The organism is Methylophilus sp. DMC16, assembly GCF_056314045.1.
This window is the reverse complement of sequence record NZ_JBQUZC010000003.1, coordinates 114,980-141,571: the sequence shown is the minus strand read 5'-3', so window position 1 is coordinate 141,571 and position 26,592 is coordinate 114,980. Positions and strand designations below refer to the sequence as shown.

The window sequence follows — 26,592 nt, the reverse complement described above, 5'->3', positions numbered from 1 at the left end:
TCAGGCTCTACGTTGCAAAATGTTGGTAAATTCTTCGATAAAGCTCTCGTAACGGACAGAGAGGCGGTCTACGCCCGCGGCAAAGCGGTTATAGGCGATCACGGCTGGGATCGCGGCAAACAACCCGATCGCAGTCGCCACCAGCGCCTCGGCAATGCCAGGGGCAACCTGGCTCAATGTCGCCTGCGCAACGTTAGACAAGCCACGGAAGGCGTTCATGATGCCCCATACGGTGCCGAACAGGCCGATGTAAGGACTGACTGAACCTACGGAAGCCAAGAATGGCAGGTGCGCATCCAGATAATCCAGTTCGCGGTTATATGCTGCACGCATGGCACGACGCGTCGCCTCCATCACATCACTGACTTCGGTATCTTTTTGCTGCTTGTAGCGGATAAATTCTTTTAACCCGGCCTGAAAAATGCTGGCCATACCTTGAGGGGTTTTGCGACCAGTCGTGATGCGCTCGTACAGCTCGTTCAAATCACCGCCGGACCAGAATTGCGCTTCAAACTGATCCACATTTTCGTTGGCAGCCTTAAGTGAAAAAACCTTAATGAAGATATACCACCAGGAGGCGAGTGAGGTCAGCAGCAGAATCAGCATCACCAGCTGAACTGGCAAACTAGCCCCGCTCACCAGGGTAAAAATCGACATATCGTTCGCTACATTCATGAAGACTCCAGTGCAATTTTGATACGGGCCGGAATACCCGTGGGTTTAAATGAATCCGCATCGACACAGGCGACTTTCACCAGTGCCTCAATTAAAATCGTTTCATCACGCATGACCTGCTGCTGGCAGCTAAAACTGCCACGCCCCATCTGCAGCAACTGCGAAACCACCCGCAACTGGTCATCCAGCCGGGCCGGTTTTTTAAATTGTAGCTGCATGCTGTGGACGACAAACAACACGTGTTCTTGCTGCTTGAGCGCGCTTTGGTCAAAGCCCGCAGTCCGCAACCACTCGGTGCGCGCACGCTCCATAAAATTCAGGTAGCGGCTGTGATAGACCACACCACCGGCATCGGTATCCTCGTAATACACACGTACAGGAAACTCAACCATGTTATTGCCCGGCATCTTGCCATAAATCGGCTGACACCATGCTGACAGGCGCTTTCAAGCCAAAATGCTGGTAAGTCAACTGCGTGGCCACGCGTCCGCGCGGCGTGCGCATCAGATAGCCTTGCTGAATCAGATAGGGCTCCAGCACATCTTCTATGGTGTCACGCTCCTCACCAATGGCAGCGGCAAGATTATCCAGTCCCACTGGCCCGCCACCAAACTTTTCAACCACCGCCTGCAATAACTTGCGATCCATCACATCCAGCCCTTGCTGATCGACATCCAGCATTTTCAAGGCGGCATCGGCAATCGTATCGGTCACAATGCCATCCGATTTGACTTGCGCATAATCCCTGACCCGGCGTAGCAGGCGGTTGGCAATCCGCGGTGTGCCGCGTGAACGTCTGGCAATCTCCAGCGCCCCAGCCGCTTGCATTTCAACCTCGAGCAAGTTGGCGGACCGCATGACAATCTTGGAGAGCTCGGCGTGACTGTAAAACTCCAGCCGCGCCACAATGCCAAACCGGTCACGCAAGGGGTTGGTCAACATGCCTGCGCGCGTGGTCGCCCCCACCAGCGTAAAAGGCGGCAAATCCAGTCGCACACTGCGTGCTGCAGGTCCTTCACCGATCATGATATCGAGTCGGTAATCTTCCATGGCCGGATACAATATCTCCTCAACCACCGGGCTCAGGCGATGAATCTCGTCAATAAACAAGACGTCGTTGGGTTCAAGATTGGTCAGCAATGCAGCCAGATCGCCGGCCCGCTCCAGCACCGGGCCCGAGGTCATGCGCAGATTGACGCCCATCTCTTTAGCCACAATGTGAGCAAGCGTGGTTTTACCCAGACCAGGCGGGCCGAACAGCAGCACGTGATCAAGCGCCTCTTGCCGGCCACGGGCCGCATTAATAAAGATTTCGAGTTGACCGCGCGCCTTCTCCTGCCCCACATACTCATCCAGATGCTTGGGACGCAAGGCGCGCTCAAGCGCCTCTTCTTGAGTGCTGGCAGTAGCGGGAGCGACGAGTCTATCGGTTTCTATCATGGGTGATGGGCGATGAAGTGCAATGCAATACTCAACAATGAAGGCCTCATGCCGCGATTGAATCAGTTATTTTTGTCATCATACCATGCAGCGTATGACTATTACAGACTCGCGCTCGGCCTGGCCGGACTACTTGGCCAGATACTTGAGCGCCTGCCGGATACCATCGCTCACACTAATGCCAGGTTCCAGCAACTTCAGGGTCGCAGCCGCCTCACGCTCATGGTAACCAAGCGCCACCAGTGCATTGAGGATATCATCTGTCGCCGCTTTGACGGCCGGTTGCGCCGAGGTGGACCCCGTCACCACAAATTTGTCTTTGAGTTCGAGTAACAAACGCTCGGCCGTTTTTTTGCCGATGCCGGGAATACGCGTCAGCAAGCCGACTTCTTGCTGGCTGACAGCCAGCATCAAATCATTCACGCTGACACCACTCAAAATCGCCAGCGCAGACTTGGCACCAATGCCATTCACCTTCAACAATTGCTTGAAGGTGTTTTTCTCTTGCTCACTGCCAAAGCCATACAGCAGCTGCGCATCCTCGCGCACCACCATATGCGTCAAAATCTGCACAGGTTGCCCCAGATCGGGCAAATTATAAAAAGTGCTCATCGGCACCTCTACTTCATAGCCCACGCCATTGCAATCCACCACAATCAAGGGTGGGGACTTTTCCAGCAAGCGGCCATTCAGGCGTGCGATCATATCAATCTTCCATTTCTAACTCTGAAGCCGGTGGTGGCCAAAGCCCCCAGCCCCTGACCGCCATGTGCATGACAAATCGCGCAAGCCAAGGCGTCGGCAGAGTCCGGGCTAGGTGTAGCCGGTAATTTAAGCAGGCGCTTGACCATCTCTTGCACCTGTTCTTTTTGCGCATGGCCATTACCCACGACCGATTGTTTCACTTGCAGCGCCGTATATTCGGCCACCGGCAGTTGACGGATCACCGCCGCAGAAATGGCGGCACCGCGCGCCTGACCCAATAATAGCGTGGACTGGGGGTTGACATTAACAAACACTTTTTCAATCGCCACTTGCGTGGGCTGGTAGGTTGAAATCACCTCAAACAAGCCATCCAGAATGACCTTCAGGCGCTCGGGCAAGGCCTCTTTTTCTGACTCGCCCTCTGCGGTTTTTTTGGCTGATGCGGTTTTAATCACGCCACTGGTCACGTAGGACAATTTGCCATCCACGGCTTCTATCACACCGAAACCCGTAATTCTCAGGCCGGGGTCTATGCCCAAAATACGCTGACTACTCACGTCAAGACACCCAGTTCAAGTCGGTTGGCAAGAAAGGCGTGCACCGCCAATCGCGCCATTTAATCTTCTTCAATCACGGCAGAAGTGTAGACCTCTTGCACGTCATCGAGGTCTTCGAGCATGTCGAGAATTTTTTGCATTTTGACCGCATCCTCGCCAGTGAACACCACTTCATTCAGCGGCTTCATGGTCACTTGCGCCATCACCGCCTTCAGGCCCGCAGCCTCAAGCGCTTCTTTCACCGTGACAAAATCGCTAGGGGCCGTGATCACTTCTATGCTGCCATCCTCATCGGCAATCACATCTTCCGCACCGGCTTCCAGTGCCGCTTCCATGACGGCATCTTCTGACACACCAGGCTCAAACACCAGCTGACCACAGTGCTTGAACATAAAAGCCACGCTACCATCAGTGCCGAGGTTGCCACCATGCTTGGTTAGGGCATGGCGCACGTCCATCACCGCACGCTGACGGTTATCGGTCAGACAATCAATAATGATGGCCGCACCATTGATGCCATAGCCTTCATAACGAATTTCTTCGTAGTTAACACCCTCGAGCTCACCCGTGCCTTTTTTGATGGCACGCGTGATATTGTCTGAAGGCATATTCTCTTCTTTGGCCGCTGCCACGGCCGCACGCAGACGCGGGTTCATGGCTGTATCACCGCCACCCATGCGCGCAGAGACCGTGATCTCTTTAATCAGCTTGGTGAAGATTTTGCCGCGCTTGGCATCCTGGCGACCTTTACGATGTTGGATATTGGCCCATTTACTATGTCCAGCCATATGACTTCCTTGTATTTTTTAACAACGGGATGAATGTTTTAACTGGCGGATTTTACCACAGGCGCAAGCAGGCTTGGCGGCGGCTTGATTGAAGGCAGATAGGCAAGACAAATAAGAACAGGGCCTGATTGACGCAAGCCCTGCGCAATGAAAAAACCGGGAGAACAGCGAAAAATGGCGCTAAACGTTGGCACTCGCCGGCGGGATACCGTGATAGGCAGGCCGCATCATCAGAATGGAAATCAGGCTGAGGGAAAACAAAATCAGTGCCATGCCGATCATCTCCATGCCATCCGGCACTTCATGCAACTGTATCCAGGCCGCAATCACCCCAATCACGGGTGCCAGCATGGAGGCCATACTGGCCACCCCGGCGGGCAACCGCTGCAAGGCAAACAGCCAGAGCAACCAGGCCAACGCGCCACATAACACCACATTAAACAATACCGCGCCGATCAGATAACCCGACCATTGCATAGTCGGCGCAGGGACCAGAAAGGCAATCAGCACCATGGGCAGCGAACCCAGCAACATTGGCCAGGCAGTCAGATTGATCAGGTCTAGCGTTGGATGACGTCTATGCAATTGCTTGGTCATAATCGCAGACACCGCCCACGACACGCCGGACAACACAGCCAACAGCATGCTGAAGCTGTCTGCACGCAAATGCAAAGGATCAAAAATAAACAGCATGCCCAACACAGCCGAAATCACCGCCAGCCATTGCCAGCCGTGGATACGCTCACCGAGCATGGGCCAGGCAAACAGCAAGGTCCAGAAAGGCATGGTATAAGTCAGCACCGCCGTCTTGCCCGCGCCGCCTTGCACCAGCGCCCACATGAGCACGCCGGTAAACCCCACATTCTGCAAAATGCCGAGCAGCAGCATGGTTGGAAACTCGGTCAAGCCCATTGGCCGCCGCGTCACATACAGCACCAAAAACAACACCAGCGCGCCAAAAAAGGTACGCATGGCGGCAAACTGGAACGGCCCCGCATATTGCAACGCGCTTTTCATCACCACCCAGTTATAGCCCCAGATCAGCGTCAGCACCAGCAGTGCTGTCAGTGCCTGTGAACGCTGTTTAACCAATTGATCCATGACGTTATCCGCTGATTTAGTTCCAGATATGGGTCACAGCCAGCCACTGCCCATCGGGTTGCTTTTGAAACACCACTTGCACATTGCCGCCAAACTGCTGCTTGACGCCATCTTCAGCCATCATGGCTGCCGCCCAATGTCCGGTTTGAGTGACCAATGTCTCGCTGACCACCACCTCGTTCATCGTCAGCGCATGTTCAATGACCCCAGCCTGAATCAGGCCAGCAAAAAAATCCGCAACCGCCTGACGACCCTTCACGACCTGGCCAGCAGGCGCAGGCATCACGATCGCCTGCTCTGCATACAAGGCCGCAATCGCCTGTGGATTTTTGCTGTTAAAGGCGGCATCAAACTGCTGGTTTAACGCAATGAAGTGATCAACATTAGTCATACAAAACTCCTGAATTAAAGACACATTACTATTTAAAATCCCAGGCTGAGATGCCCTGGTCTATCACCCCTAACAGCGCTTGCAAATCCTGGCGCTGCGGCTCGCTTAATCCTTGCATGCACTGCCGTAGCCGCGTGTAATAGTCCGGCATTACGGCATCCAGCCTGGCTTGCCCAGCTTCAGTCAGACACACTTTGACACTGCGTCTGTCTTCTGGCACCAAGATACGCTGGACCAGGCCACCTTGCTCCAGGCCATCCAACAACCCAGTCATGGTGGCGCGCGTCACCCCCAGCTTTTCTGCCAACACCGAGGGCGTAGACGTCAGGTCAACTTCGCGCATCAACAAAATCAACACCCACCAGCGCCCCTGTAACAAATCGTGTTTACTCAGGCAGGCATCCAGCGCCACTGACAAATCGGTGGCCACGCGCAGCAACATCAAGAAGCTGGCAATGGCCGTGACATCGGCTTCCGGATAGCGCTGGGCAAACCGTTGCAGGACTTCTGGGGTAGGAAGATCTCTAAGCTGTAACATAATTAGCCACATTATAATTAGCTGACTAATTATGTCAATAACAATCTGAGGTTTTACTCCACGACACATCGGTGTATATTTAGACGCTCGTGCCCTATGAAAGGAGGAAGTCATGAAGACGCTTCAGCAAGTACTCACTCATAAAACACATCAAGGCATCATTAGTATTGCGCCCAACCGACCGGTGTTTGACGCACTGGTGATTCTGGCGGAATACCAGATTGGTGCACTGGCTGTGATCAAAGACGGCGAACTGGTGGGAATCTTCTCGGAACGCGATTATGCACGCGAGATTATTCTGAAAGGCCGCTCATCCAAAACCACGCAAGTCAGTGAAGTGATGACCGAAAAAGTCATCACAGGCAAACCGGGCGATTTGGTCGAGTCGGCTATGAACACCATGCTGGAAAAGCGTATCCGCCACTTGCCCGTGGTCGATCATGGCAAACTGCTAGGCATGCTTTCGATCGGGGATATTCTCAAAGAGACGATCGACTACCAGCAATCACTGATCAAGCAACTGGAAAGCTATATTCATAGCTGATGCATTTCAGCAGACAACAAAAAAGGGGAGCTCACTCCCCTTTTTTGATTGCCCAGATTGATTCGCACTTACAGATATTTGGCAACCATGGCATTATCCAGGGCAGATGCGGCAATCGGCAGTTTGACAAAATGCCCGCTGCCAGCGGCCTGCTGCACGGCTTCGCCCCGCTTATCAAAAAGCTGCTCCACCACAATGTCGCGGTTACCACTGGGGTGTATCAGTTGCAATTTGTCACCTACAGCAAATTTGTTACGCGCCTGAATGGAAGCCAGCCCCTGCTCTGCATCATAGGCCACCACATCGCCGACATACTGGCTGCGATTGGCACTCGAGTGCCCCTGGACGTAATTTTGGTGCTCGGCGGTATGGTGACGCTGGTAAAAACCATCGGTGTAGCCCCGGTTGGCCAGGTTCTCCAACTCGCCCAGCAAACGCCAGTCAAACGGACGCCCGGCTACGGCATCATCAATCGCCTGGCGGTAATTCTGGCTGGTACGCGCCACGTAGTAGCGCGACTTGGTACGTCCTTCAATCTTGAGCGAATCGACGCCAATGGCAATTAGCTTCTCCACGTGCTCAATCGCCCGCAAGTCCTTGCTATTCATGATATAGGTGCCGTGTTCGTCTTCCATGATAGGCAAAAGCTCGCCAGGACGGCCTTTTTCCTCGATCAGGTAAACCTGGTCTGCCGCCGGATGGCGCGGTAATGAGCCACAGGAAGACAGATTGGATTGTTCCAGCTCGGCCTGAAAATCAAACTCTTTTAAACGGATCACGCCTGCGGCATCGGGCTGGGCATCATGCACCTTGTAATCCCAGCGGCAACTGTTAGTACAGGTCCCCTGATTAGGATCGCGCGAATTGAAATAGCCTGACAGCAGGCAACGGCCGGAATAAGCGATACACAAGGCACCGTGAATAAACACCTCAAGCTCCATATCCGGACACTCCTGGCGGATTTCGGCAATCTCGTCCAGCGATAACTCACGTGACAAAATCACCCGTGTCAGGCCCATGCGCTGCCAGAACTTAACCGAAGCGTAATTGACCGCATTGGCCTGCACCGACAGATGGACAGGCATGTCCGGCCATTGCTCGCGTACCATCATGATCAGGCCAGGGTCGGCCATAATCAACGCGTCGGGCTGCATTTCAATCACCGGCGCCATATCGCGCATATAGGTTTTCACTTTGGCGTTATGCGGTGAAATATTGCTGGCGACAAAAAACTTTTTGCCGCGTGCATGCGCCTCCTGAATGCCAATTGCCAAGTTTTGCATTGAAAAATCATTTTCACGCACGCGCAAGCTGTAGCGCGGCTGTCCGGCGTAGACCGCGTCTGCGCCGTAATCAAACGCCGTACGCATGCGATCAAGATCACCGGCGGGCGCTAACAATTCAGGGGATTTCATTTCAATTTAGTCCATTAAAAAAGCTTATAGCTCAATCACTTGCAGCGAATGCCATTTATTCGCCGATAATTTTCACCAGTACACGCTTGTTACGGCGGCCATCAAACTCACCGTAAAAAATCTGTTCCCATGGGCCGAAATCCAGCTTGCCTTCAGTAATCGCCACCACCACTTCGCGGCCCATGATCTGGCGCTTGATATGCGCATCTGCATTATCCTCACCAGTATCGTTATGGCGGTAGCCACTCACCGGCTCGTGCGGCGCCAACTTTTCCAGCCATATTTTGTAATCATGGTGCAGGCCGCGCTCATCGTCGTTGATAAACACGCTGGCAGAAATATGCATGGCGTTAATCAGCACCAGGCCTTCTTGCACGCCACTTTCACGCACACACGCAACCACGTCACTGGTGATATTCTTGAAATCCATGCGTGCCGGAATGTTAAACCACAGCTCTTTACGAAAACTTTTCATGCTTTCCCTTTCCCCAAATAATGTTATTTTAACATTGACGGTGAGCAGGCCAAACGCGCCCACGCAGCGCAAATAAAAAAGGCCTCCTGAGAGACCTTTTTATGCATGCATCACGATTAACTATGGACATCCAGGCTCTGGCTAAACGTCTTGCCTTCATTATCCGTGGCGACCACTTCGAGCTTGCCCGGTGCATCGGGGATAAAACTAAATTTCATGTAAGGATCTTCACTGGTGCCCACACCGACATCGACTGTCATCAACTCCTTGCCGTTGTAGGTAAAGGTGGTTTTGTTGATATAAAATGCAGGCACATAGCCTTGTGAAACCAGGTCGCGCTGCAAGCCGGTCCGCATCACATGTTTAATGTTGAACGTGGCCGTGGCGGGCTCGCCAAATTTTGGCGCATCCACACTCATTTTGATCTTGCCCGCCGCCGCCCGCACTTCGGATTCATTATTATCGACGGTACCGCCACAGCCGCCCGCCGCACGAATCTCGCGCTTACCCATATACAGCTTGCCATCTGCAGTTTCACCAATCAGGCGCACATAAGAATCGGTTTCCTGACGAATACGGGTCGCCATCTGAAAGCCGTTCAAGCTGTCGGTTAAATGATAAGTTGACGCCAATTGTATCGGGTTGGCATCGACGATCACATACAGTTTCTTTAACTGGATGCCGTTGGCCGCCGCCTTATCGTAAATGAAAGTGACGGGCACCTGTGCGCCGCTCTCGGCGCGGCGTGGCCCCTCCACTTTCAGGAAGTCAACTTCCTGAATCTCCCGCTTGGGGAAAAAAGCCTCTTTCACTACTGACCATAACTTGGGATCCGCCTCTGCATGCACCACACTTGCCGCACAGAAAGCCAACACCCCTAGGATCATCATCCATGTTTTTTTCATACGATTCCCCATCTTCCATTTTTTATCTTAGATTGCATGAAAAGGATTTTCTTATGCTTTGACAAATACAATATGTGATACGCATCACATTGACCCTCACATTTTGCTCGGGTCGCCAGATGGCCGCATCACATACGCCGGGTCACGGTACTCTTCAAAATTCAGCTCCACGCCATTACCGGCCGGATCCCGCAAGTTGATCTGGCGAACCCCATTGGCCAAGATGCGCGTGGTGTAAGTGATGCCGTGCGCCTGCAAGTGCGCCTCCATGGCAGGCATGTCTGTGCAGGTGAATGAAACATGGTCATAGGTGCCATGCACATGCAACTGCGGCGCTTCTGCCGTTTTGTACTCGGCCAGATGAATCACATCGTTATCACCGATATACAGCCAATAGCCATAGGTGGTACTCGCCACCCGCTTGCCCACCGTCAGCCCAAGCACCTCGCAATAAAAATCGCGCAGTTTGTGCATGGTTTCGCGGTCAGAGCGAAAATTGACATGATTGATTTCGGTCAGTGGCATAGTAATCCTGTGAGGTCCCGTGTGTTAAGTGGCATGCAAGTCGGCCACTATAGTACAAAACTTAATCGCCCTCAAATTGATACAAGGCAAAGCCTTGGACGCCAGCATTGGCTAAATGTTGCATCCCGCCCAAATCGGGCAGATCAATGATAAAAGCAGCCTGCGTTACCAGCCCGCCCAGCTGCCGAATCAACGCGACCGCGGCCAGTGCGGTGCCACCGGTAGCGATCAGATCATCCACCAGCAAAATGCGCTCATTTGCCTGAATCGCATCGGCATGAAGCTCCAGTGTATCGGTGCCATATTCGAGACTGTAAGACTGCTTGATGGTCTGCGCTGGCAATTTGCCCGGTTTGCGCACAGGCACAAAGCCTGCTCCCAGGCGTGCAGCCAATGCTGCGCCAATAATAAAGCCCCGCGCCTCCACGGCGACCACCTTATCTACCGGCATCTGGGAACAATGTGCTGCCAGCGCATCCAGCACCGCTGCAAACCCCTGCTTATCCTGCAACAAAGGCGTGATATCCCGAAACTGAATGCCGGGTTTTGGGTAATCGGGAATCGTGCGTATCAGTGACAACATACTCTAAACATCCAATAAAAAACGCGCCCGTCTGGGCGCGTTGATCACAAAACAGAGACCTGCAACAATCTCGTGGCAAGTCGCCCGCATGTTAGCTGCCAGCAGCGTTTTGCTGACGTACGCGAATATGCAATTCACGCAATTGCTTCTCGTCCACCTCGTTAGGCGCATTGGTCATCAGACATTGTGCGCGCTGGGTTTTCGGGAAGGCAATCACATCACGGATTGATTCGGCGCCAGCCATCAGGGTAACCAAACGATCCAGACCAAATGCCAAGCCGCCATGCGGTGGCGCACCGTATTGCAGTGCATCCAGCAAGAAGCCAAATTTCTCTTGCGCTTCTTCCTTGCTGATCTTCAATGCATCAAACACCTTGGACTGCACCTCTTGCTTGTGGATACGCACGGAACCACCACCCACTTCCCAACCGTTGAGCACCATGTCATACGCTTTAGACAAGCAAGCGCCTGGATTGCTGACCAACAGGTCTTCATGACCATCTTTCGGTGCAGTAAACGGGTGATGCAAGGCGACCCAACGGTCTGCATCTTCGTCGTGCTCAAACATCGGGAAATCTACCACCCACAATGGCGCCCACTGACGACCATCGACATGGCCTTTTTCATGGCCAACCTTGGTGCGTAGCGCGCCCAGGGCTTCATTGACGATCTTGGCTTTATCGGCGCCAAAGAATACGATGTCCCCGTTTTGCGCACCCGTGCGCTCAAGCACGGCTTGCAAGGCATTGACGTGAATGTTCTTCACAATCGGGCTTTGCAGACCTTCTTCGTTCAGTTTGGTGATGTCGTTGATCTTGATATAAGCCAGACCTTTTGCGCCATAAATTTTGACGAATTCGGTATAGGCATCAATCTCAGAGCGGCTGATGGCCGCACCGTTAGGCACGCGAATCGCAGCCACGCGGCCACCGGCCATATTGGCAGCACCGGCAAACACTTTAAAATCCACATCCTTCATCACATCGGTGAGCTCAGTGATTTCCAGTGTCACGCGCATATCAGGCTTGTCAGAACCGTATTTGTTCATCGCCTCAGAGAAGGGCATGCGCGGGAATTTGGCGGGCAGGTCGATATCCTGCACCTTTTTCATCATGCGACGAATCATCTCTTCGACGATGTCCATGATGTCGTTTTCTTCCAGGAAAGAAGTTTCAATATCCACCTGGGTAAATTCTGGCTGACGGTCTGCGCGCAGGTCTTCGTCACGGAAACATTTGGTGATCTGGAAGTAACGGTCAAAACCGGACACCATCAGCAATTGTTTGAACAATTGTGGTGACTGTGGCAGTGCAAAAAACATGCCGTGGTGTACGCGTGAAGGCACCAGGTAATCACGTGCGCCTTCTGGCGTCGAACGGGTCAGCATTGGCGTTTCTACTTCGATAAAGCCATTTTCATCGAGGTAGTCACGCAGGTTTTTCGCCACTTTGTAACGCAACATGAGGTTTTTCTGCATGGCCGGGCGGCGCAGATCGATATAGCGATGCTCCAGACGAACGGTCTCGGTCAGATTGTCGTCATCCAGCATGAACGGCGGTGTCAATGAAGCATTCAGCACTTCGATCTCTGTCGCCAGCATCTCCACTTCACCCGTTGGCAGATTGGGATTCACGGTGCCTTCAGGACGGGCACGCACTTTACAGACCACACGCAACACAAATTCATTACGTACGGTTTCTGCGATGGCAAATGCGTCTTTGGTATCCGGGTCAATCACGATTTGCGCCAGACCTTCGCGGTCCCGCAAATCAATAAAAATCACCCCCCCGTGGTCGCGACGACGGTGAGCCCAGCCACACAGGGTCACGGTTTGTCCAATATGTTCGCGGTTCAAGTGACCGCAGTAATGTGTACGCATCATAATAATTTTATAAAGTTTAAAGTGGTGTTGCGGTTAATGTTGTTTAGGCAAGGGCGTCACTGTACCCATGCTGATGATGTATTTCAAGGCCTGATCTACGCTCATATCCAGCTCAATCACATCCGCCTTGGGCAGCATCAAAAAGAATCCTGAGGTCGGATTAGGCGTGGTCGGCACATACACACTGACATACTCCCCCTGCAAGTGCTTGCTCACATCGCCACCCGGCGTGCCGGTTAAAAAAGCGATGGTCCAGACGCCCTGCCGTGGGTACTGAATCAACAATGCTTGGCGGAATGCGTTACCGGAGTCAGAAAACAAAGTGTCTGATACTTGCTTGACGCTGGAATAAATAGACTTGACCACAGGCACGCGGACCAGCAAGCCTTCCCATAACACAATCAGTTGCTGGCCAAAAATGTTGGTCGCTACCAGACCGGTCGCCAAAATAATGCCCACGGTCAGAATCACGCCAAAGCCTGGAATATCCACACCCAGCCAAGCTTCTGGCCGCCAGGCGGCGGGCAACAGCAGCAGACTCTGGTCCAGCGTTTGCACTAAAGTTTTTAGCACCCACACCGTAATGAACAATGGAACCAGTACCAACAACCCTGTAATAAAGTATTTTTTCATGCTTGTCTTTTTAGTGGCAGGCGCAACCCGGTGAGCACTTGGCAGTGTCTCCGGCACTGGCAGATTCAGACGTAGAACTGCTCTTGGCTGACTGGTTATTTTTGAAATCGGTGGCATACCAGCCACTGCCGGTCAGCTGAAAATTGGGCGCCGACACTTGCTTGCTAAAGGTTTGCTGCTGGCATTGCGGACAAGCCTCCACTGCAGGCGCAGAGACCTTACGCATCAACTCTTGCTGGTAACCACAGGCGGTACATTGAAAATCGTAGATAGGCATTTTGAACGTCAACCGAAAGATAACTTGCTTAAAAACTGAACAAAGACAAATTATACCCGATTCGCGTTACAAATCATAAAAAGCAGCGCGATGTATTTGAATTAAAAAGACTTTAAGGAACCCGCCATGCAATCACTGTCACTTAAAATACCCCTTAGCCTGATCGCACTATTTTTTCTGAGCTTAGCCAGCCGCGATTTGAACATCCATCACACCATGTTATCGCTAGATCAAAAAGCCGACACAGTGAAAGTGGCAGCCCTCACGCCAGCCGAATTGGCAGCCACCAAGCGCCCGCTCAGGATCAAACAGGCGGACTAAGCAACCCCCAGCTAAACCATCAGCCACTAAAGCTGTGATTCATAAGCTGATTGGTCAAGCAGCCCTTCTGCGCCACTGGCAGTCGCTGCCAGCTTGAACAACCAGGTGTCATAAGGATGATCATTAATGCGCTCAGGTGAAGACAATGCCTGTTCATTGACGGCGTCCACGACCCCGGTCAAAGGCGCATAGAGGTCAGAACCGGTCTTGACTGACTCAATCAGGCCGCACACCGTCCCTTGTTCAACAGACTGCCCCACTTTGGGCGGGTCGACAAACACCACATCCCCCAGCATATTTTGGGCGTAGTCAGTAATCCCAACCAGCCATAATCCATCTTCGCCTTGCGCTGCCCAGGTGTGGTCTTTGGAAAAGAAGTATTTCAAGCCTGCTGACATAGAATTTAAAAATCAAAAGTTTAGTAGATAATTATTGTGCCATAGTCTGCACAACGCGCCAAAACTTATTCAGACAGGCAAGCAAATTGCTTAACTTTTCACACGAAAAAATTGCGATAAGTGATTGACGCTGAATAATTACTGGGCAATAATGAGGCGGGTTTCAGGAAGGTTGATTATGAGTTTTTACAAGCACTGTTTTAAAGTTTTACTAATGTGTTCAATTGCTTTTGCACCTGCGGGTCAAGCCATTGCCAAATCATCCTCCAAGAAACAAACCGTTTCTGCGAGCAAAAGTAAAAAATACAGCGCGCGCGTTTCTTCGCAGTACCGCGTTAACCCTGAAAAAACCAAAGGGATGCGCCCGGTGAAATTACACTCGCATGCCAGAAAAGCGGCGCGACCGACGGTCGATGCAGAGATGTTTGATTCGTTCCAAGGCAAATCGCTCAACAATGGCAATTTGTCCATCGCCTCCACCAAGGCGCTGGTCATGAACCAAAACACGCACGAGATCATTTACTCCAAAAACCTCGATACGCCGACACCGATTGCCTCCGTCACCAAACTCATGACTGCCATGGTCGTGCTGGACGCAAAACTTAACCTGAATGAAGAAGTGTCCATTACTGAAATGGACGTTGACTACCTGAAAGGCACTTCTTCACGCCTGCCAGTCGGCACCACCATGACACGTGCCGACCTGTTGAACCTGGCGTTGATTGCCTCCGAAAACCGTGCAGCTTCTGCGCTGGCAACGCACTATCCAGGTGGTAAGGCCCGTTTTATCCAGGAAATGAACGCCAAAGCAGCCAGCCTGGGCATGATGAATACGCATTTTGAAGACTCCACTGGTCTGACCAGCAACAATGTCTCAACCGCCATGGACTTGGCCAAAATGGTTCACGCCGCGTATCAGTACCCATTAATACGCCAGATTACGACCACATCTGATTACGACTTATACGTGAATAGCAGACGCCAGCCGATACACTTTCACAATACCAATGCCTTGGTGCGTGACAGCTCCAACAGCAGCTGGGAAATTGGCCTCTCCAAAACAGGGTACATCAGTGAAGCAGGCCGCTGCTTGGTGATGCAGGCAACCATTGCGGGTGAACCACTCATCATGGTGTTGCTGGACTCCGTTGGCAAATTGACCCGGATAGGCGATGCCAAACGCATCAAAAAATGGATGGAACACAACTACAGCACCCTGACCTCCCAGAGCGCGGGCTCCGGCATTGTGCTGACCGGCCTGTCGATGAGCAAGTCTCTGAATGAAGACGCCAACTAATTCTGAATCATCATAAAAAAGGCCCGCATGTTGCGGGCCTTTTTTATGATGGACAAATTAATGTTCTGCTCCATCAAACTCAGGATCATAACCTTCACTGATCGCCGATTTTTGCTTGTGCTGTTGCCACTGTTTGCGCAAAGCTTCTTTTTTCTCGGGACTCAAGCTTTGAAACTGCTGGTAACGTTTGCGCGCATTCTCGCGCTCGTAGGGCGTCATGCGGCTCCATTTCACCAGTTGATGCTGGATGCGCTGCTGCTTCTGCGCATCCATTTTTGGATACTCCTTGGCAATATCGAGCATTTTTTCACGCTGCCAGGGGCGCAAACTATCCCACTCACTGGCCAACGGTGCCAACACGGTTTTCTGCTGTTCCGTCAACTGTGCCCAAGTCACATTGGCCGCAGGATCGGCCGGGGCCAGGTCATTCTTGATCGCCCCGATATCGGCCATCGCCATCACGCTCGAGGCAGCGGCCTCGCCCGGGAACGCTTCTGCAGCCACAAAACTCGGCAACGAAGTGCCGAAACAGAATATCCACCCTATCCACAAAGAATGATTTCGTATCATTTCTCATTATTCCATGAAAGCATTTTGTATCGCCCGGCGCACAACCCTACCCAAAGCGCCATCAAATATCTTCTGAATACTGCCAGGCAGCAAACCCGTTATCGACAAATGCCTCGACAGGCATATCATCGCTGAGCAACAGCGCATCATCATTCTGGCTGTTAGAGATAAACATCAAGCCCACCGCAAAAAAGATAGAGAACGCGGCCATCCCGGCGACACGGGGATGCCCCCATGAAGCCCATGACAACACATCCGACCAACCGGAACGGGCCTGATGCGCAGCTGCATGTTGCGCCAAAGCAGCCTGACGGGCCTTCGCCAATCGGTCTTGCACTGCGGCAGACAGCGGCCGATCATCCTGCTTGAGTGCCTGCACCCCTTCGCGCAGAGGGGTGGGCAAGTCATCATCCACGTGACGTTGTATCCTCATGCCTTACTCCTTGTTTGGCAGTTTCCGGCGACCAATGCCGGCCTGCTCCATTAACGTTGATAACGCACTGACTGCTCTGGAGCAGTGCGTTTTAACACTTCCTTCTGAACATCCCATCACCGACGCTGTTTCAGCAACGTCTAATTCCTCCCAATAACGCAGGACGAAGGCTTCCCGTTGACGTGCCGGTAATTTTGCCAGGGCTTTTTCAATCAGGCGAATCACTTGTGACCGCTCGAGTTGCTCGGCAGGATCCCCTTCCTGGGTTTCCACCTCTATCGTTTCAAGTGGGTCATAGTCTTCATCCTCTTGCGAGCCGAGTGACGAAAACAGGCTGGTCCATAAGTTACGCACTTTCTGCCGCCGCCAGTAGTCGCGCATGGTATTTTGCAAAATGCGCTGAAACAACAAGGGATACTCTTCAATCGGCTTGCTGGCATATTTTTCAGCCAGCTTCATCATGGCATCCTGCACGATATCCAGTGCGGCATGATCGTCACGCACCGCATACGCCGTTTGCCTGAAGGCCCGTTTTTCAACCTGGCGTAAAAAATCCGATAGTTCTTGCGCACTCGCCACTACAAATTCCCATTCCCGCGATCGTCAGTTTCTCATGCTGACAAAGGTGCCATTTTTGCGACATTGTTGTGAGTGTTTATCCGTCTAAAACAAATATCCACGGTTTTATCTCCCTCTGACAGGGAGTATATCAGTTTTAAATTTAATTACTGTTAGAATAAGCCTGCGAATTGCCACGTGATAACGGCCACAAGCTCAATAGCAAAAGCACACTATTTATGCTCACAATTAAAAAATAATGTTTATGCCTTGTCCAGTAAATTGCCAAGTAGTGCAAGCCGCCGCTCGGCAAACCTCCGTTTTTTCTGCGTGCGCCTTATGATGATCAGCACGATTGAAAGAACTCCTGATATCCAGCACTTGCGCCTGTATACGCTCTTCAGGCTGGGGGCCTCGGGCATGCTGTTTGGTAGCCAGCTATGGCCATTTTTTCGCAATGCCCCGGCAGAACCCTCGCTCACCTTTTGGGCATTGCTGTTATTCTTTTTGTACGCGATTGCCGTCAGTGTCAGCTTTGAGTCCCTGCAATGCAAGCAAGGGCTAGCCGTCAAGATCCAGACCAGCCTCGACATTGTTTTTATCGTGCTCATGCTGCATTTTTTACCTGGCAACCAGAGTGCGATTGGGTTGCTGCTCATCATCAATATCATCTTTGCCGGGCTGATCAGCGATGGCCGCTTTGCCATGTTTTATGCGGCCATTGCCACCATAGGCATTCTGCTCGAGAACACTTTTCAGCTGTTAAACCGCAACGTGCCCATGAACGATTACAGCAATGCAGTGCTGTTGTCATTGAGTTGCTTTGCCACGGCCTGGCTGGCACAAACGCTGACTGCACGCATGCAAAGCAGTGAAAAGCTGGCCAGCCAGCGTGGGCGCGATATTGAACATTTAGCCAAAACTAACGCCCTGATCACGCAAGAAATGCCTAACGGGGTGCTGGTGATAGACCAGCACCAGCAGCTCAAACACTACAACCTGCAAGCCTGCAAGCTGCTGGGGTTGGAAGAATCACAAATGCTGGCAGCGCTGGAACTCTCCACCCCGGTGGAGCAACTGATTCCGGCAATCATGCAATTATTGCGTACGACGTCCTCGGCCAAACTGGCCTCGCCAGATGCCACCAAACTCAGTATCAACAATCGCGACCTCGGTATCCGCTTTCACGCCATCTCAGAAAATGCAGACAATGGTGTGGTGATTTTTATTGAGGACTGGTCACAAATACAAACCCAGGCCCACCAGGTAAAACTGGCAGCACTGGGCAGGCTGACAGCGAATATCGCGCACGAAATCCGCAATCCGCTCAGTGCGATTAGCCATGCGACGCAACTCATGCAAGAAGACTCGCAGCAGCCTGGCACGCAGCGCATGCTGCAAATTATTTCTGACAACGTGCAGCGGCTGGACCAGATTATCAAGGATGTGCTGGAGTTGAACCGGCGCGACCGCACCAATCAGGAAAAATTAAATATCAACAGCTTTGTGCTGGAGTTTTATCAACAGTTTTGTGCGGTAGAAAAGATTGCCCTGAGTGATTTCACACTCAGTTTGCCTGCAGCAGAGACCGGCATTATTTTTGATCGTCGACACATCAACCAGATTTTATGGAATCTGTGTAAAAATGGATGGCGGCACAGTCAGCAACAGGCACAAAGCCTGCAACTGAGCGTCTTGAGCGATAAAAGCGGACAGTTTATTCATCTGCTGGTCAAAGACGATGGCCAAGGCGTGGACCCGAAAATTCAACCCCACTTGTTCGAACCGTTCATGACCACGGAGAAAACCGGGACAGGGCTGGGCTTGTTTATCGCAAGAGAGCTGGCTGAGGCCAATGGCGCAAAATTAAGTTATACCACGGGGGCCGGTGGCACCCAATTTTCACTGACAGTTAAAAAGGCAATTGTTTAAATGGCAAACACTTATCGTTGTCTGGTAGTTGATGACGAAACCGATATTCGCGAACTGGTCGTCCTGACACTGGAACGTATGGGCATACAGGCCGAGAGCGCCAGTACCGTCACCGATGCAAAACATATGCTGCAGTCTTTCAGCTATGACTTGTGCCTAACCGATATGCGCCTGCCGGATGGCTTGGGCCTGGAACTGGTACAGCACATCAATGCACAATTTCCGGGGCTGCCCGTCGCGGTAATTACGGCTTATGGCAGTGCAGAAAATGCGGTTTCTGCGCTCAAGGCCGGGGCCTACGACTACATCACCAAACCGATTTCACTCAAACAGTTGCGGCCATTGGTCGAGTCTGCGCTCAAGCTTTCCTCGCAAAAAGAATCTCAAGGAGCCAACACCGTCGATTTGATTGGGGCGTCTCCGGCCATGGGCTATGTCAGGACCATGATTGCCAAGCTGGCACGCAGCCAGGCCCCTGTTTACATCAGCGGGGAATCAGGCAGTGGTAAGGAGCTGGCCGCACGCCTGATCCACCAGAACAGCGCCCGCAAGGACCAGTCTTTTGTAGCAGTTAACTGTGGCGCCATCCCCGAGAACCTGATGGAAAGCGAATTCTTTGGCTATAAAAAAGGGGCTTTTACCGGCGCCGTTCAGGATACGCAAGGCCTGTTTCAGGCCGCCAGTGGGGGCACATTGTTTCTGGATGAAGTAGCCGACCTACCGCTGGCCATGCAGGTGAAACTGCTGCGCGCGATTCAGGAGAAAAAAGTCCGCGTGGTGGGGAGCACCATTGAAGAAGCGGTGGATGTACGCATCATTTCTGCCACGCACAAAAACCTCAATGCCATGATGGAAAAAGGCGAATTCCGGCAGGATTTGTATTACCGGCTCAATGTGATTCAGCTCAAAATGCCGGCCTTGCGTGAACGCCCCGAAGACATTCCGGAGCTGACAGAACGTTTGCTGACCAAGTTGTGCCAGACACAAGGCATAGACATCCCGGTGATTGCCGATGATGCCAAAGTATTTATTCAGCAACTGCCCTTTCATGGCAATGTCCGTGAACTCGAAAACATGCTGGAACGCGCACTGGCGCTATGCGATGGCCAGACCATTACGGTAGAGGACTTGTCGCTGGAGGACATGCCGGCGCAACTGAGTGATCGCCCGGTGTTGCCCTGGAAGGCCCCTGTATTGGAGCGTGCCAACGAACCCGTGGCGAAAGCGGCTGACGTGGTCCCGCCAGCCAGCACCGCACCCGCGACGGCCCCTGGAACCATGTTGCCGATGGATGTGAGCTTGTCTGATTATCTGGAAGACATTGAAAAGCGCACGATTCTGCAAGCCCTGGAGAAAACTAACAATAATAAAACTGCGGCGGCCAAGTTACTGGGCATCAGTTTCCGCACTTTGCGCTACCGTTTATCCAAGCTAGGATTATCGAAAGAGCAAGACGCGGACCTGGACGACGCAGACGGCGACGAAGAGTAAAACAAAAAGACGACCAGAAGGTCGCCTTTTTTCATCCAGTCAGGGTTAGCTTAATACAATCGCCAGATAGGCCAGGTAGAACAGGCCGTTGACAAGCAGGTGCCATACCAGCAAACCACCTTTGGCAATGCGGTACCGCACCCAGATGGCCGCCAGCAAGGTGATCAGGATGCCGAGCGCGACCTCTTGTCGCGGAGACCAGTCAGTCAACATAATGCCGATTGCCGGCAACAAAGTGCCTTGAAACACCATGGCACCCGTAATATTGCCAAACGCCAGCGTGTCTTTGCCTTTGCGTATCCACAAAATGCTGTTCACCTTTTCGGGCAATTCAGTAGCAATCGGGATAATCAGCAAAGACAGCAACAAGGCTGACACGCCCAAAATGGCGGCCGCAGTTTCCACCTCGTTGATAAAGCCTTTGGCACCGACGATAAGCAAGCCCAAGCCAAGCAACAATTGCAGCAGAATGGTGACCATGTTGGTGGGCAAGCCCAACCGGGATAACATCATGACATCCTCGGCCTCCGTCGCGTGCCCCTCCTCCACCAGGCCTTTAGACGCCTTGATGGTCATTAGCACATACACAAAGTAGATCAAAATCATGAGGATACTGATCGCGTAGCGCACCATGGGGACGGTGTGCGGAATAAACATGGCTACTGTGGCAAAGACAAATGCCAGAATAAAGAAATTCAGATCACGGATCAGGCCGGTACGCTCGGGACGGATATGACCGTGTGCGCCACGACGCTTTAAGACTGAAAAAGCCATCAAACTGATAGATAAGGTTGCCAGCATCAAGGGCGCGCCCAAAATGGCACCCACCCCGATGTCATTGCCGGCATGGCTATCGCCCGTGGAGGACGTATACGAAAAAATCGCCAGCAATGGCACCAGCGTCTCTGGCAACGCAGTCCCCACCGCCGCAAAAATTGAGCCTGTCACGCCTTCAGAAATCCCCAGGCGCTCCCCCAAATGTTCCAGCGCGTTGGTAAACACCTCTGCTGCCACTAAAATCAACACCAGCATCAGCAATAATTGTAAAAAAACCATACCTGTCCCTGTCTGGCGGTCATGAATCCTGCATGCGTCCACCGCCCGATCCGCATGTGCATGCCAAAGGTGTGCACGCGGGCGAAATCATAACGCAATTCGGTCAAATTCACCTACAATGTTTATATGTCACGCTACTTGTCACCCATGATAGAAATTGATCATGCTGGCTTTGCCAGTCATGCGCGCATCATCACCTCGCCCAATCAGGACGACAGGCCTGAGCATGCAGCCATCGACATGATCGTGATTCACAACATCAGCCTGCCACCGCAACAATATGGCGGCGAGGGCATTACACAGTTATTCACCAATCGGCTGAATGCGGACGAACACCCTTACTACGCAGAAATTGCGCAGCTCAGAGTGTCTTCACATTTTCTGATCCGCCGTACCGGTGAGCTATTACAGTATGTGAGTTGCGCGCAGCGGGCATGGCATGCTGGCGTTTCACAATGGCAAGGCCGCGAACGATGCAACGACTTTTCAGTTGGTATTGAACTGGAAGGCTGTGATATTGAGGCGTTTGAAGATGCGCAATATGTCACCTTGCAAGCCCTGGTCAAGGCGCTACAGCAACGCTATCCCATCCAGCATATTGTCGGCCACGCTGATATCGCACCGGGGCGTAAATCCGACCCCGGCCCTTTTTTTGACTGGCAACGTCTGTCCACGACTGGCTAGCGGACGGGTTTCTCACCGGACCTATCCAGACTGACCGCCATCACCCCTGCCAGCACCAGCAGGGTGCCCAGCCCCTGTATCCAGGAGAGATGCTCGCCCAGAAACAGGTAGGCAAGCATAATGGTCGAAACCGGGCCTATCGCACTGATCAGCGAGACTTTGCGGCTCCCCAATTGCTGGATGCCGAGATTCATCAACATCGAAGGTAGAACAGTCGCCACCAGCGCCATCAACAAAGCCAACCAGTAAACGGCCTGCGGGAATGAGACCACCTTTTCGTATGAACCATTGCAGGCAAAATGTGTAGCGCTAGCGAGCGCGGCCAGACCCATGGTCAACGCAGTAAAGCGGCTGGCCCCCAACTTGGGAATCAGTTGCCCGCTCACCAGTAAATAACCGGCATAGACAATCGCACTAAGTAACACCAGCCCAACGCCATACAAGGTGTCTGCAGAATCGAATCCCGCCAGCGCCACATCATGCCAGACCACCAGCACGACACCTGCATAGCTGGTCACCATGGCAAACCACTCACGCCGGGTAATCTGGTGTTTAAGAAAAATCGCACTCATCACAACGACCAAGGTTGGGTATAGGAATAAAATGACTCGTTCCAGCCCTGCAGAGACATAACGCAAGCCTTCAAAATTAAGCCACATCGACCCATACCCACCAGCCATCGCTAACAATGCCAGCTTCCACCAGTCATGGCGCGCCATACGCACAGGCGTGCCTTGGCGCATAGCCCACCAGCCAAGTGCAGCGAAGAAAGGAATAGCAAACGCCATCCGCAAGGAGATCAAGGTCGCTGCATCTACATGATAGGCATAGGCCAGCTTGACCATAATCGCTTTTGACGAAAAGGCCACGGAGGATAACAGTACCAATATGGCACCGTAATAGGGGTGTGTCGCGTCTTTCATATGTGCCCTAAAAAGGGCTCGCCGGGAGGGAGGAACAACAGATCAACCGCGGAGAGCCCGCGGTTGCATGAGATTTACGACAAGCAGCAACCGCGGCACGCTGTGGCGACCAGCCACAATGCCTTTCGGTGCATTGCCAACACAATAGTTGAGAAAAATTGCTTGTTCATAAGGTTGGGCAATTTACGTGGATTGGCAAAAATGGTCAAGCGTCTTGCGATACACCGACGATCATTGCCTGATATTGGGTGATTGGCACGATAGCTTCAACTCAAGGCAAGCGACTTTTGCAAAGTGATCAGCTGCATGTTGTCGACCTTGGCCTGCCACATCTCTGGCTGGTAAGGAAACGGCCGGACCTCCCCGGTCGGCTGATAACCCAGCCGCTGATAAAACGCGATTAACGCCTGCCGCAGACTGACAACCGCCATTTGGCTGGCACGCACCTGCCAATGCTCCACCGCCCATTGCTCAGCCGCCAGAATCACTGTTTTGCCATACCCGCGGTTCTGCGCAGTCGGCTCTACGGCAATCATGCCCAGATGCACGGTCTGCTGTACAGCATGCCATTCGGCACACAGCGTCACCGTCAATTGTGATGCCAGCCAGCCTGTGAGTATCTGAATATCATCCCGTGCGAGCAAACTCAGCACTTCCGCTGACGTGGTACGCTTGCCATCGAGAAGATCAGCCTCCGTGGTCCACCCCGCCCGGCTGCTCTCGCCGCGATATGCACGATTCACCAGTGCCGCGATGCTGTCGGCCTCCTGCGCTTGCGCAGGTCTAATCACTAACTCAGTCATGACCTTATTGTGCTAATTTTTCAATGCGATGTTGTACCACCAAACTGCCTATCATATCGCCCTCGACATTCACGGCAGTACGGACGGTATCGAGCAAGCGGTCTATAGGCAACAAAATGGCAATGGCTTCAGCCGGCAATCCTACACTTTGCAACACCATCACCATGGTCACCATGCCCGCACTGGGAATCCCGGGGGCCCCCATGGCCGCGATCATGGTGGTTAAACACACCACCAACTGCTGCCCCAGCGACAAATCAATCCCGGCCAGTTGTGCCACAAACAAGGCCGCCGCCGCCTCATACAGGGCTGTGCCGTCCATATTCATGGTTGCCCCTAGCGGCACCACAAACCCGGCAATCTCAGGCTTCACATGCATGTTTTGCGTCGCACACCGCATCGTCACCGGCATGGTCGCATTGCTAGAACTGGTGGCAAATGCCGTCACCAATGCCTCCCTGGCTTGCCGCAAAAACCACACGGGATGTTTGCCTGTAAACAGAAACAACAAGACCGGTAAAATAATCACGCCATGAAACAAGGTCGTCCCGGTCACCACCAGCATAAACTTGGTCAAAGAGGTAAACAGGCTCATATCCTGCGTTGCGACCAGCTTGAATAACAGTGCAGCAATCCCCCATGGTGCCAGCCGCATGATCCAACCAATCATCTGCATGCTTAGACCCATGCCCTCTTCAAACAACGCCAGCCATTGCGGATAGCGCTCGGACGCCATCACCAGCGCAATGCCCAAACACATGGCATAAGCAACAATCGCCAGAATATTACCCTCGGCCAGCGCCTTGAAGGGATTCATGAATATGCCGTGCAAAAACTGTGTGAAAAACTCGGGCAGGCTCATCTGCCTGGATTCAAACTGCTGCATGGCATGCGAAAACATTTCAAGATGCAGCCCTGCCCCCGGTTTAAAAAGATGACTCGCAGTCAACCCAATCACCACCGCGATGATGGTCGTGGTAGCAAAAAACAGCAAGGTCGTTTTCCACACCACATCGATCTGGCGATGCTGGCGCAGATTAGCGATGCCAGTCACAATCGCGCAAAACACCAATGGGATCATCACCATTTTCAACAAATCAATGAACAAAGTGCCCACTAAGTTCGCCGCATAAAGCGCCACCCCATGTTCACCGGTATGCGCCAACCAGCCAAAAAAGACACCCCCAATGGCAGCAATGAATATTTGAACGTTGAGGCTGGGGAATTTCATTTTTTTGGCATTTTAAGGGAACAATGGCTTGGAAACATCATACTGCAACTCGGGTGAGTAATCACAGCATTGAAAGGGGAATAGGCTTAATGCATAACCAGCTCTTAAGACAGCCTTATTGCAAGGCCTAAACTTAGCAGACCACTTGGCGTACCGCCAGTAGGTACGCCTTAGCCAATTAAGCAGACTTTTCAAACACCGCCGCAAAAAACCCATCCGTGCCATGCAGATGAGGCAATAATTTCAGATAGTCACCTGTATCCATCGCAATATTTTGCTGGGCTAAAACTTCATTGGCAGGGATGAGTTTGAAGTCAGGGTGTGCAGCAAGAAAGGCTTCGGCGATGGCCTCATTTTCTTCACGTAACAAGCTACAGGTCGCATACACAACGCGGCCACCGGCTTTGCATAGCTTGGCGGCGCGGGCGAGGATATTGGTTTGCTTCACATTGAGCTCAGCCACATCTTCTTCAGCCTGCCGCCATTTTAAATCCGGGTTGCGGCGCAAGGTGCCTAGACCGCTACAAGGCGCATCAACCAGCACGCGGTCAAACTTGCCGTTGAGGCGTTTGAGTTTGAGGTCGTTTTCGTTGTTAATCAGTTGTGCTTGCAGGTTGGATAAGCCGCTGCGTTTGAGGCGCTGGCCGAGATTATTCAAGCGTTTTTCCGAGACATCAAAGGCATAGAGGCGACCGGTGTTTTTCATGAGTGCGCCAAGAGCCAGGGTTTTTCCGCCTGCCCCTGCGCATAAATCTGCCACCATCTGGCCGCGTTTGGGGGCAACCAGATAGCTCAGCAACTGGCTACCTTCATCTTGCACCTCGATTTTGCCTTCGGTAAACAGGATGTGTTTGCCGATATTGAGGCGCGAACCCATGCGGATGCCGACGGGGGAGTATGGCGTAGGCGTGATCACATTATCTTTAACCGTGTTTTCCGCCAACATACGGGCCAGCACTTCTTCGCGGCTGGCCTTGATGGTGTTGACACGCAAATCCAGACTGGCTTGCTCAAACATGCTGCGGCAGATGGTCATGGCTTCTGTCTCGCCATATTGTTCAACCAGCTTTTGCCAGAACCAGTCGCGCACATCGGCCAGCACTGCTGGCGCAAAGCCTTCACTGTTTTTGGCTTTGATGGTGACGGCCCATTCTTTTTGACGCTCGTCGAGCATCTCATCCAAGTCACGGATGCTTTTGCCCTCTATTTTAAGCAGCAGGGCGATAATGAGCTTGCGTGTGTCTTCTTGTTCATCTGGCTCGCCGACACTCACTTCACGCAAATAACGATAGCGGCGCAAGACGCCGTAGGCGGTTTCAGCCACCCAAGCGCGATCTTTGGTGCCCAGCTCGCGATGCTGACGGAAAAATTCGCCGAGCTTGGCATCGGCCGGACTTTCAAATTTCAGCAGGTCGTTTAACAGCATCGCCGTCTGGCGCATCAGGGATTGGTTCATCAGGT

Annotated in this window: 32 protein-coding genes; 6 read left to right on the top strand and 26 right to left on the bottom strand. The window is 52.5% G+C overall.

The genetic code is table 11. The annotated features are described in order from the left end of the window. The 9 genes from tolQ to ACT53D_RS12100 form a co-directional block, all read right to left on the bottom strand. A complete protein-coding gene (gene tolQ, locus ACT53D_RS12140) occupies positions 1-675 on the bottom strand; it encodes a protein TolQ (protein ID WP_194749830.1) in 675 nt (224 codons plus the stop codon). Next, complete coding sequence (gene ybgC / locus ACT53D_RS12135; RefSeq protein ID WP_476156427.1) at positions 672-1,067, bottom strand: tol-pal system-associated acyl-CoA thioesterase; 396 nt, start codon at positions 1,065-1,067, stop codon at positions 672-674. Before ybgC ends, tolQ begins: the two co-directional genes overlap by 4 nt. A 1-nt stretch (position 1,068) precedes the next feature. Continuing rightward, positions 1,069-2,115: a Holliday junction branch migration DNA helicase RuvB gene (gene ruvB / locus ACT53D_RS12130; RefSeq protein ID WP_194749828.1), complete on the bottom strand. Its 1,047-nt coding sequence runs from the start codon at positions 2,113-2,115 to the stop codon at positions 1,069-1,071. 129 nt (positions 2,116-2,244) lie between these two features. Further along, positions 2,245-2,820, bottom strand: coding sequence for a Holliday junction branch migration protein RuvA (ruvA, locus tag ACT53D_RS12125; protein WP_194749827.1), 576 nt, complete (start codon positions 2,818-2,820; stop codon positions 2,245-2,247). After that, positions 2,817-3,377, bottom strand: coding sequence for a crossover junction endodeoxyribonuclease RuvC (ruvC, locus tag ACT53D_RS12120; RefSeq protein WP_194749826.1), 561 nt, complete (start codon positions 3,375-3,377; stop codon positions 2,817-2,819). Before ruvC ends, ruvA begins: the two co-directional genes overlap by 4 nt. A 59-nt stretch (positions 3,378-3,436) precedes the next feature. Continuing rightward, positions 3,437-4,165 carry a YebC/PmpR family DNA-binding transcriptional regulator gene (locus ACT53D_RS12115; protein WP_275356499.1) on the bottom strand — a complete coding sequence of 243 codons (729 nt, stop codon included), beginning with the start codon at positions 4,163-4,165 and terminating at the stop codon, positions 3,437-3,439. 180 nt (positions 4,166-4,345) lie between these two features. Then, complete coding sequence (locus ACT53D_RS12110; RefSeq protein ID WP_476156425.1) at positions 4,346-5,266, bottom strand: DMT family transporter; 921 nt, start codon at positions 5,264-5,266, stop codon at positions 4,346-4,348. Positions 5,267-5,282: 16 nt separating this feature from the next. Continuing rightward, the gene (locus ACT53D_RS12105; protein WP_476156423.1) at positions 5,283-5,657 is read right to left on the bottom strand and encodes a YybH family protein; all 375 of its coding nucleotides are present in this window, start codon (positions 5,655-5,657) and stop codon (positions 5,283-5,285) included. Positions 5,658-5,685: 28 nt separating this feature from the next. Then, complete coding sequence (locus ACT53D_RS12100; RefSeq protein ID WP_476156421.1) at positions 5,686-6,195, bottom strand: MarR family winged helix-turn-helix transcriptional regulator; 510 nt, start codon at positions 6,193-6,195, stop codon at positions 5,686-5,688. 112 nt (positions 6,196-6,307) lie between these two features. Between ACT53D_RS12100 and ACT53D_RS12095 the strand changes: the two genes are divergently transcribed. Next, positions 6,308-6,739 carry a CBS domain-containing protein gene (locus ACT53D_RS12095; RefSeq protein WP_194749821.1) on the top strand — a complete coding sequence of 144 codons (432 nt, stop codon included), beginning with the start codon at positions 6,308-6,310 and terminating at the stop codon, positions 6,737-6,739. Between the two features lie 68 nt (positions 6,740-6,807). Here the strand turns inward: ACT53D_RS12095 and trhP are convergent, their stop codons facing one another. The 8 genes from trhP to ACT53D_RS12055 all read right to left on the bottom strand — a co-directional run bounded on the left by trhP (position 6,808) and on the right by ACT53D_RS12055 (position 13,434). After that, on the bottom strand, positions 6,808-8,154 hold the full coding sequence (trhP, locus tag ACT53D_RS12090; protein WP_275356495.1) for a prephenate-dependent tRNA uridine(34) hydroxylase TrhP: 1,347 nt from the start codon (positions 8,152-8,154) through the stop codon (positions 6,808-6,810). 55 nt (positions 8,155-8,209) lie between these two features. Next, positions 8,210-8,629, bottom strand: coding sequence for a secondary thiamine-phosphate synthase enzyme YjbQ (locus ACT53D_RS12085; protein ID WP_194749819.1), 420 nt, complete (start codon positions 8,627-8,629; stop codon positions 8,210-8,212). A 116-nt stretch (positions 8,630-8,745) separates the two neighbouring features. Further along, positions 8,746-9,534 (bottom strand): quinoprotein dehydrogenase-associated SoxYZ-like carrier, encoded by a 789-nt coding sequence (locus ACT53D_RS12080; protein WP_476156418.1) that lies wholly within the window; start codon positions 9,532-9,534, stop codon positions 8,746-8,748. 96 nt (positions 9,535-9,630) lie between these two features. Further along, positions 9,631-10,059: a VOC family protein gene (locus ACT53D_RS12075; protein WP_275356493.1), complete on the bottom strand. Its 429-nt coding sequence runs from the start codon at positions 10,057-10,059 to the stop codon at positions 9,631-9,633. A 61-nt stretch (positions 10,060-10,120) separates the two neighbouring features. Beyond that, positions 10,121-10,642 (bottom strand): adenine phosphoribosyltransferase, encoded by a 522-nt coding sequence (locus ACT53D_RS12070; protein WP_194749816.1) that lies wholly within the window; start codon positions 10,640-10,642, stop codon positions 10,121-10,123. A 91-nt stretch (positions 10,643-10,733) separates the two neighbouring features. Then, positions 10,734-12,524: an aspartate--tRNA ligase gene (gene aspS / locus ACT53D_RS12065; protein ID WP_194749815.1), complete on the bottom strand. Its 1,791-nt coding sequence runs from the start codon at positions 12,522-12,524 to the stop codon at positions 10,734-10,736. 33 nt (positions 12,525-12,557) lie between these two features. Continuing rightward, on the bottom strand, positions 12,558-13,157 hold the full coding sequence (locus tag ACT53D_RS12060) for a DUF502 domain-containing protein (protein ID WP_476156416.1): 600 nt from the start codon (positions 13,155-13,157) through the stop codon (positions 12,558-12,560). A gap of 10 nt (positions 13,158-13,167) precedes the next feature. After that, positions 13,168-13,434: an FmdB family zinc ribbon protein gene (locus ACT53D_RS12055; protein WP_476145297.1), complete on the bottom strand. Its 267-nt coding sequence runs from the start codon at positions 13,432-13,434 to the stop codon at positions 13,168-13,170. Between the two features lie 126 nt (positions 13,435-13,560). Between ACT53D_RS12055 and ACT53D_RS12050 the strand changes: the two genes are divergently transcribed. Continuing rightward, positions 13,561-13,755, top strand: a complete 195-nt coding sequence (locus ACT53D_RS12050) for a hypothetical protein (protein WP_194749812.1) — start codon at positions 13,561-13,563, stop codon at positions 13,753-13,755. Between the two features lie 26 nt (positions 13,756-13,781). Here the strand turns inward: ACT53D_RS12050 and ACT53D_RS12045 are convergent, their stop codons facing one another. Then, a complete protein-coding gene (locus tag ACT53D_RS12045) occupies positions 13,782-14,153 on the bottom strand; it encodes a glycine cleavage system protein H (RefSeq protein ID WP_275356487.1) in 372 nt (123 codons plus the stop codon). A gap of 214 nt (positions 14,154-14,367) precedes the next feature. On the opposite strand from ACT53D_RS12045, the gene pbpG reads away from it, so the two are divergent. After that, positions 14,368-15,450, top strand: a complete 1,083-nt coding sequence (gene pbpG, locus ACT53D_RS12040; RefSeq protein ID WP_476156414.1) for a D-alanyl-D-alanine endopeptidase — start codon at positions 14,368-14,370, stop codon at positions 15,448-15,450. A 57-nt stretch (positions 15,451-15,507) separates the two neighbouring features. On the opposite strand, the gene ACT53D_RS12035 is transcribed toward pbpG, so the two are convergent. From ACT53D_RS12035 to ACT53D_RS12025, 3 genes are all read right to left on the bottom strand, one after another. Further along, positions 15,508-15,909: a DUF3106 domain-containing protein gene (locus ACT53D_RS12035; RefSeq protein WP_379073753.1), complete on the bottom strand. Its 402-nt coding sequence runs from the start codon at positions 15,907-15,909 to the stop codon at positions 15,508-15,510. Positions 15,910-16,081: 172 nt separating this feature from the next. Further along, positions 16,082-16,453, bottom strand: coding sequence for a DUF3619 family protein (locus tag ACT53D_RS12030; protein ID WP_194749808.1), 372 nt, complete (start codon positions 16,451-16,453; stop codon positions 16,082-16,084). A gap of 3 nt (positions 16,454-16,456) precedes the next feature. Then, a complete protein-coding gene (locus tag ACT53D_RS12025) occupies positions 16,457-17,032 on the bottom strand; it encodes an RNA polymerase sigma factor (RefSeq protein WP_476156412.1) in 576 nt (191 codons plus the stop codon). A 318-nt stretch (positions 17,033-17,350) separates the two neighbouring features. On the opposite strand from ACT53D_RS12025, the gene ACT53D_RS12020 reads away from it, so the two are divergent. Next, positions 17,351-18,943 (top strand): two-component system sensor histidine kinase NtrB, encoded by a 1,593-nt coding sequence (locus ACT53D_RS12020; protein ID WP_476145299.1) that lies wholly within the window; start codon positions 17,351-17,353, stop codon positions 18,941-18,943. Next, positions 18,944-20,434, top strand: a complete 1,491-nt coding sequence (locus tag ACT53D_RS12015) for a sigma-54-dependent transcriptional regulator (protein WP_476156410.1) — start codon at positions 18,944-18,946, stop codon at positions 20,432-20,434. A gap of 45 nt (positions 20,435-20,479) precedes the next feature. Here ACT53D_RS12015 and ACT53D_RS12010 read toward each other — a convergent pair whose 3' ends face one another. Then, positions 20,480-21,490: a sodium:calcium antiporter gene (locus tag ACT53D_RS12010; RefSeq protein WP_379073389.1), complete on the bottom strand. Its 1,011-nt coding sequence runs from the start codon at positions 21,488-21,490 to the stop codon at positions 20,480-20,482. A 126-nt stretch (positions 21,491-21,616) separates the two neighbouring features. On the opposite strand from ACT53D_RS12010, the gene ampD reads away from it, so the two are divergent. Further along, positions 21,617-22,174 carry a 1,6-anhydro-N-acetylmuramyl-L-alanine amidase AmpD gene (gene ampD / locus ACT53D_RS12005; protein WP_476156408.1) on the top strand — a complete coding sequence of 186 codons (558 nt, stop codon included), beginning with the start codon at positions 21,617-21,619 and terminating at the stop codon, positions 22,172-22,174. Here the strand turns inward: ampD and ACT53D_RS12000 are convergent. The 4 genes from ACT53D_RS12000 to ACT53D_RS11985 all read right to left on the bottom strand — a co-directional run bounded on the left by ACT53D_RS12000 (position 22,171) and on the right by ACT53D_RS11985 (position 26,587). Beyond that, positions 22,171-23,097, bottom strand: coding sequence for a DMT family transporter (locus ACT53D_RS12000; protein ID WP_476156406.1), 927 nt, complete (start codon positions 23,095-23,097; stop codon positions 22,171-22,173). The genes ampD and ACT53D_RS12000 overlap by 4 nt on opposite strands. A 266-nt stretch (positions 23,098-23,363) precedes the next feature. Continuing rightward, a complete protein-coding gene (locus tag ACT53D_RS11995; protein WP_476156404.1) occupies positions 23,364-23,900 on the bottom strand; it encodes a GNAT family N-acetyltransferase in 537 nt (178 codons plus the stop codon). 4 nt (positions 23,901-23,904) lie between these two features. Then, a complete protein-coding gene (locus tag ACT53D_RS11990; RefSeq protein ID WP_476156402.1) occupies positions 23,905-25,131 on the bottom strand; it encodes a dicarboxylate/amino acid:cation symporter in 1,227 nt (408 codons plus the stop codon). A gap of 178 nt (positions 25,132-25,309) precedes the next feature. After that, positions 25,310-26,587 (bottom strand): RsmB/NOP family class I SAM-dependent RNA methyltransferase, encoded by a 1,278-nt coding sequence (locus ACT53D_RS11985; protein WP_476156400.1) that lies wholly within the window; start codon positions 26,585-26,587, stop codon positions 25,310-25,312. Positions 26,588-26,592 lie beyond the last annotated feature (5 nt).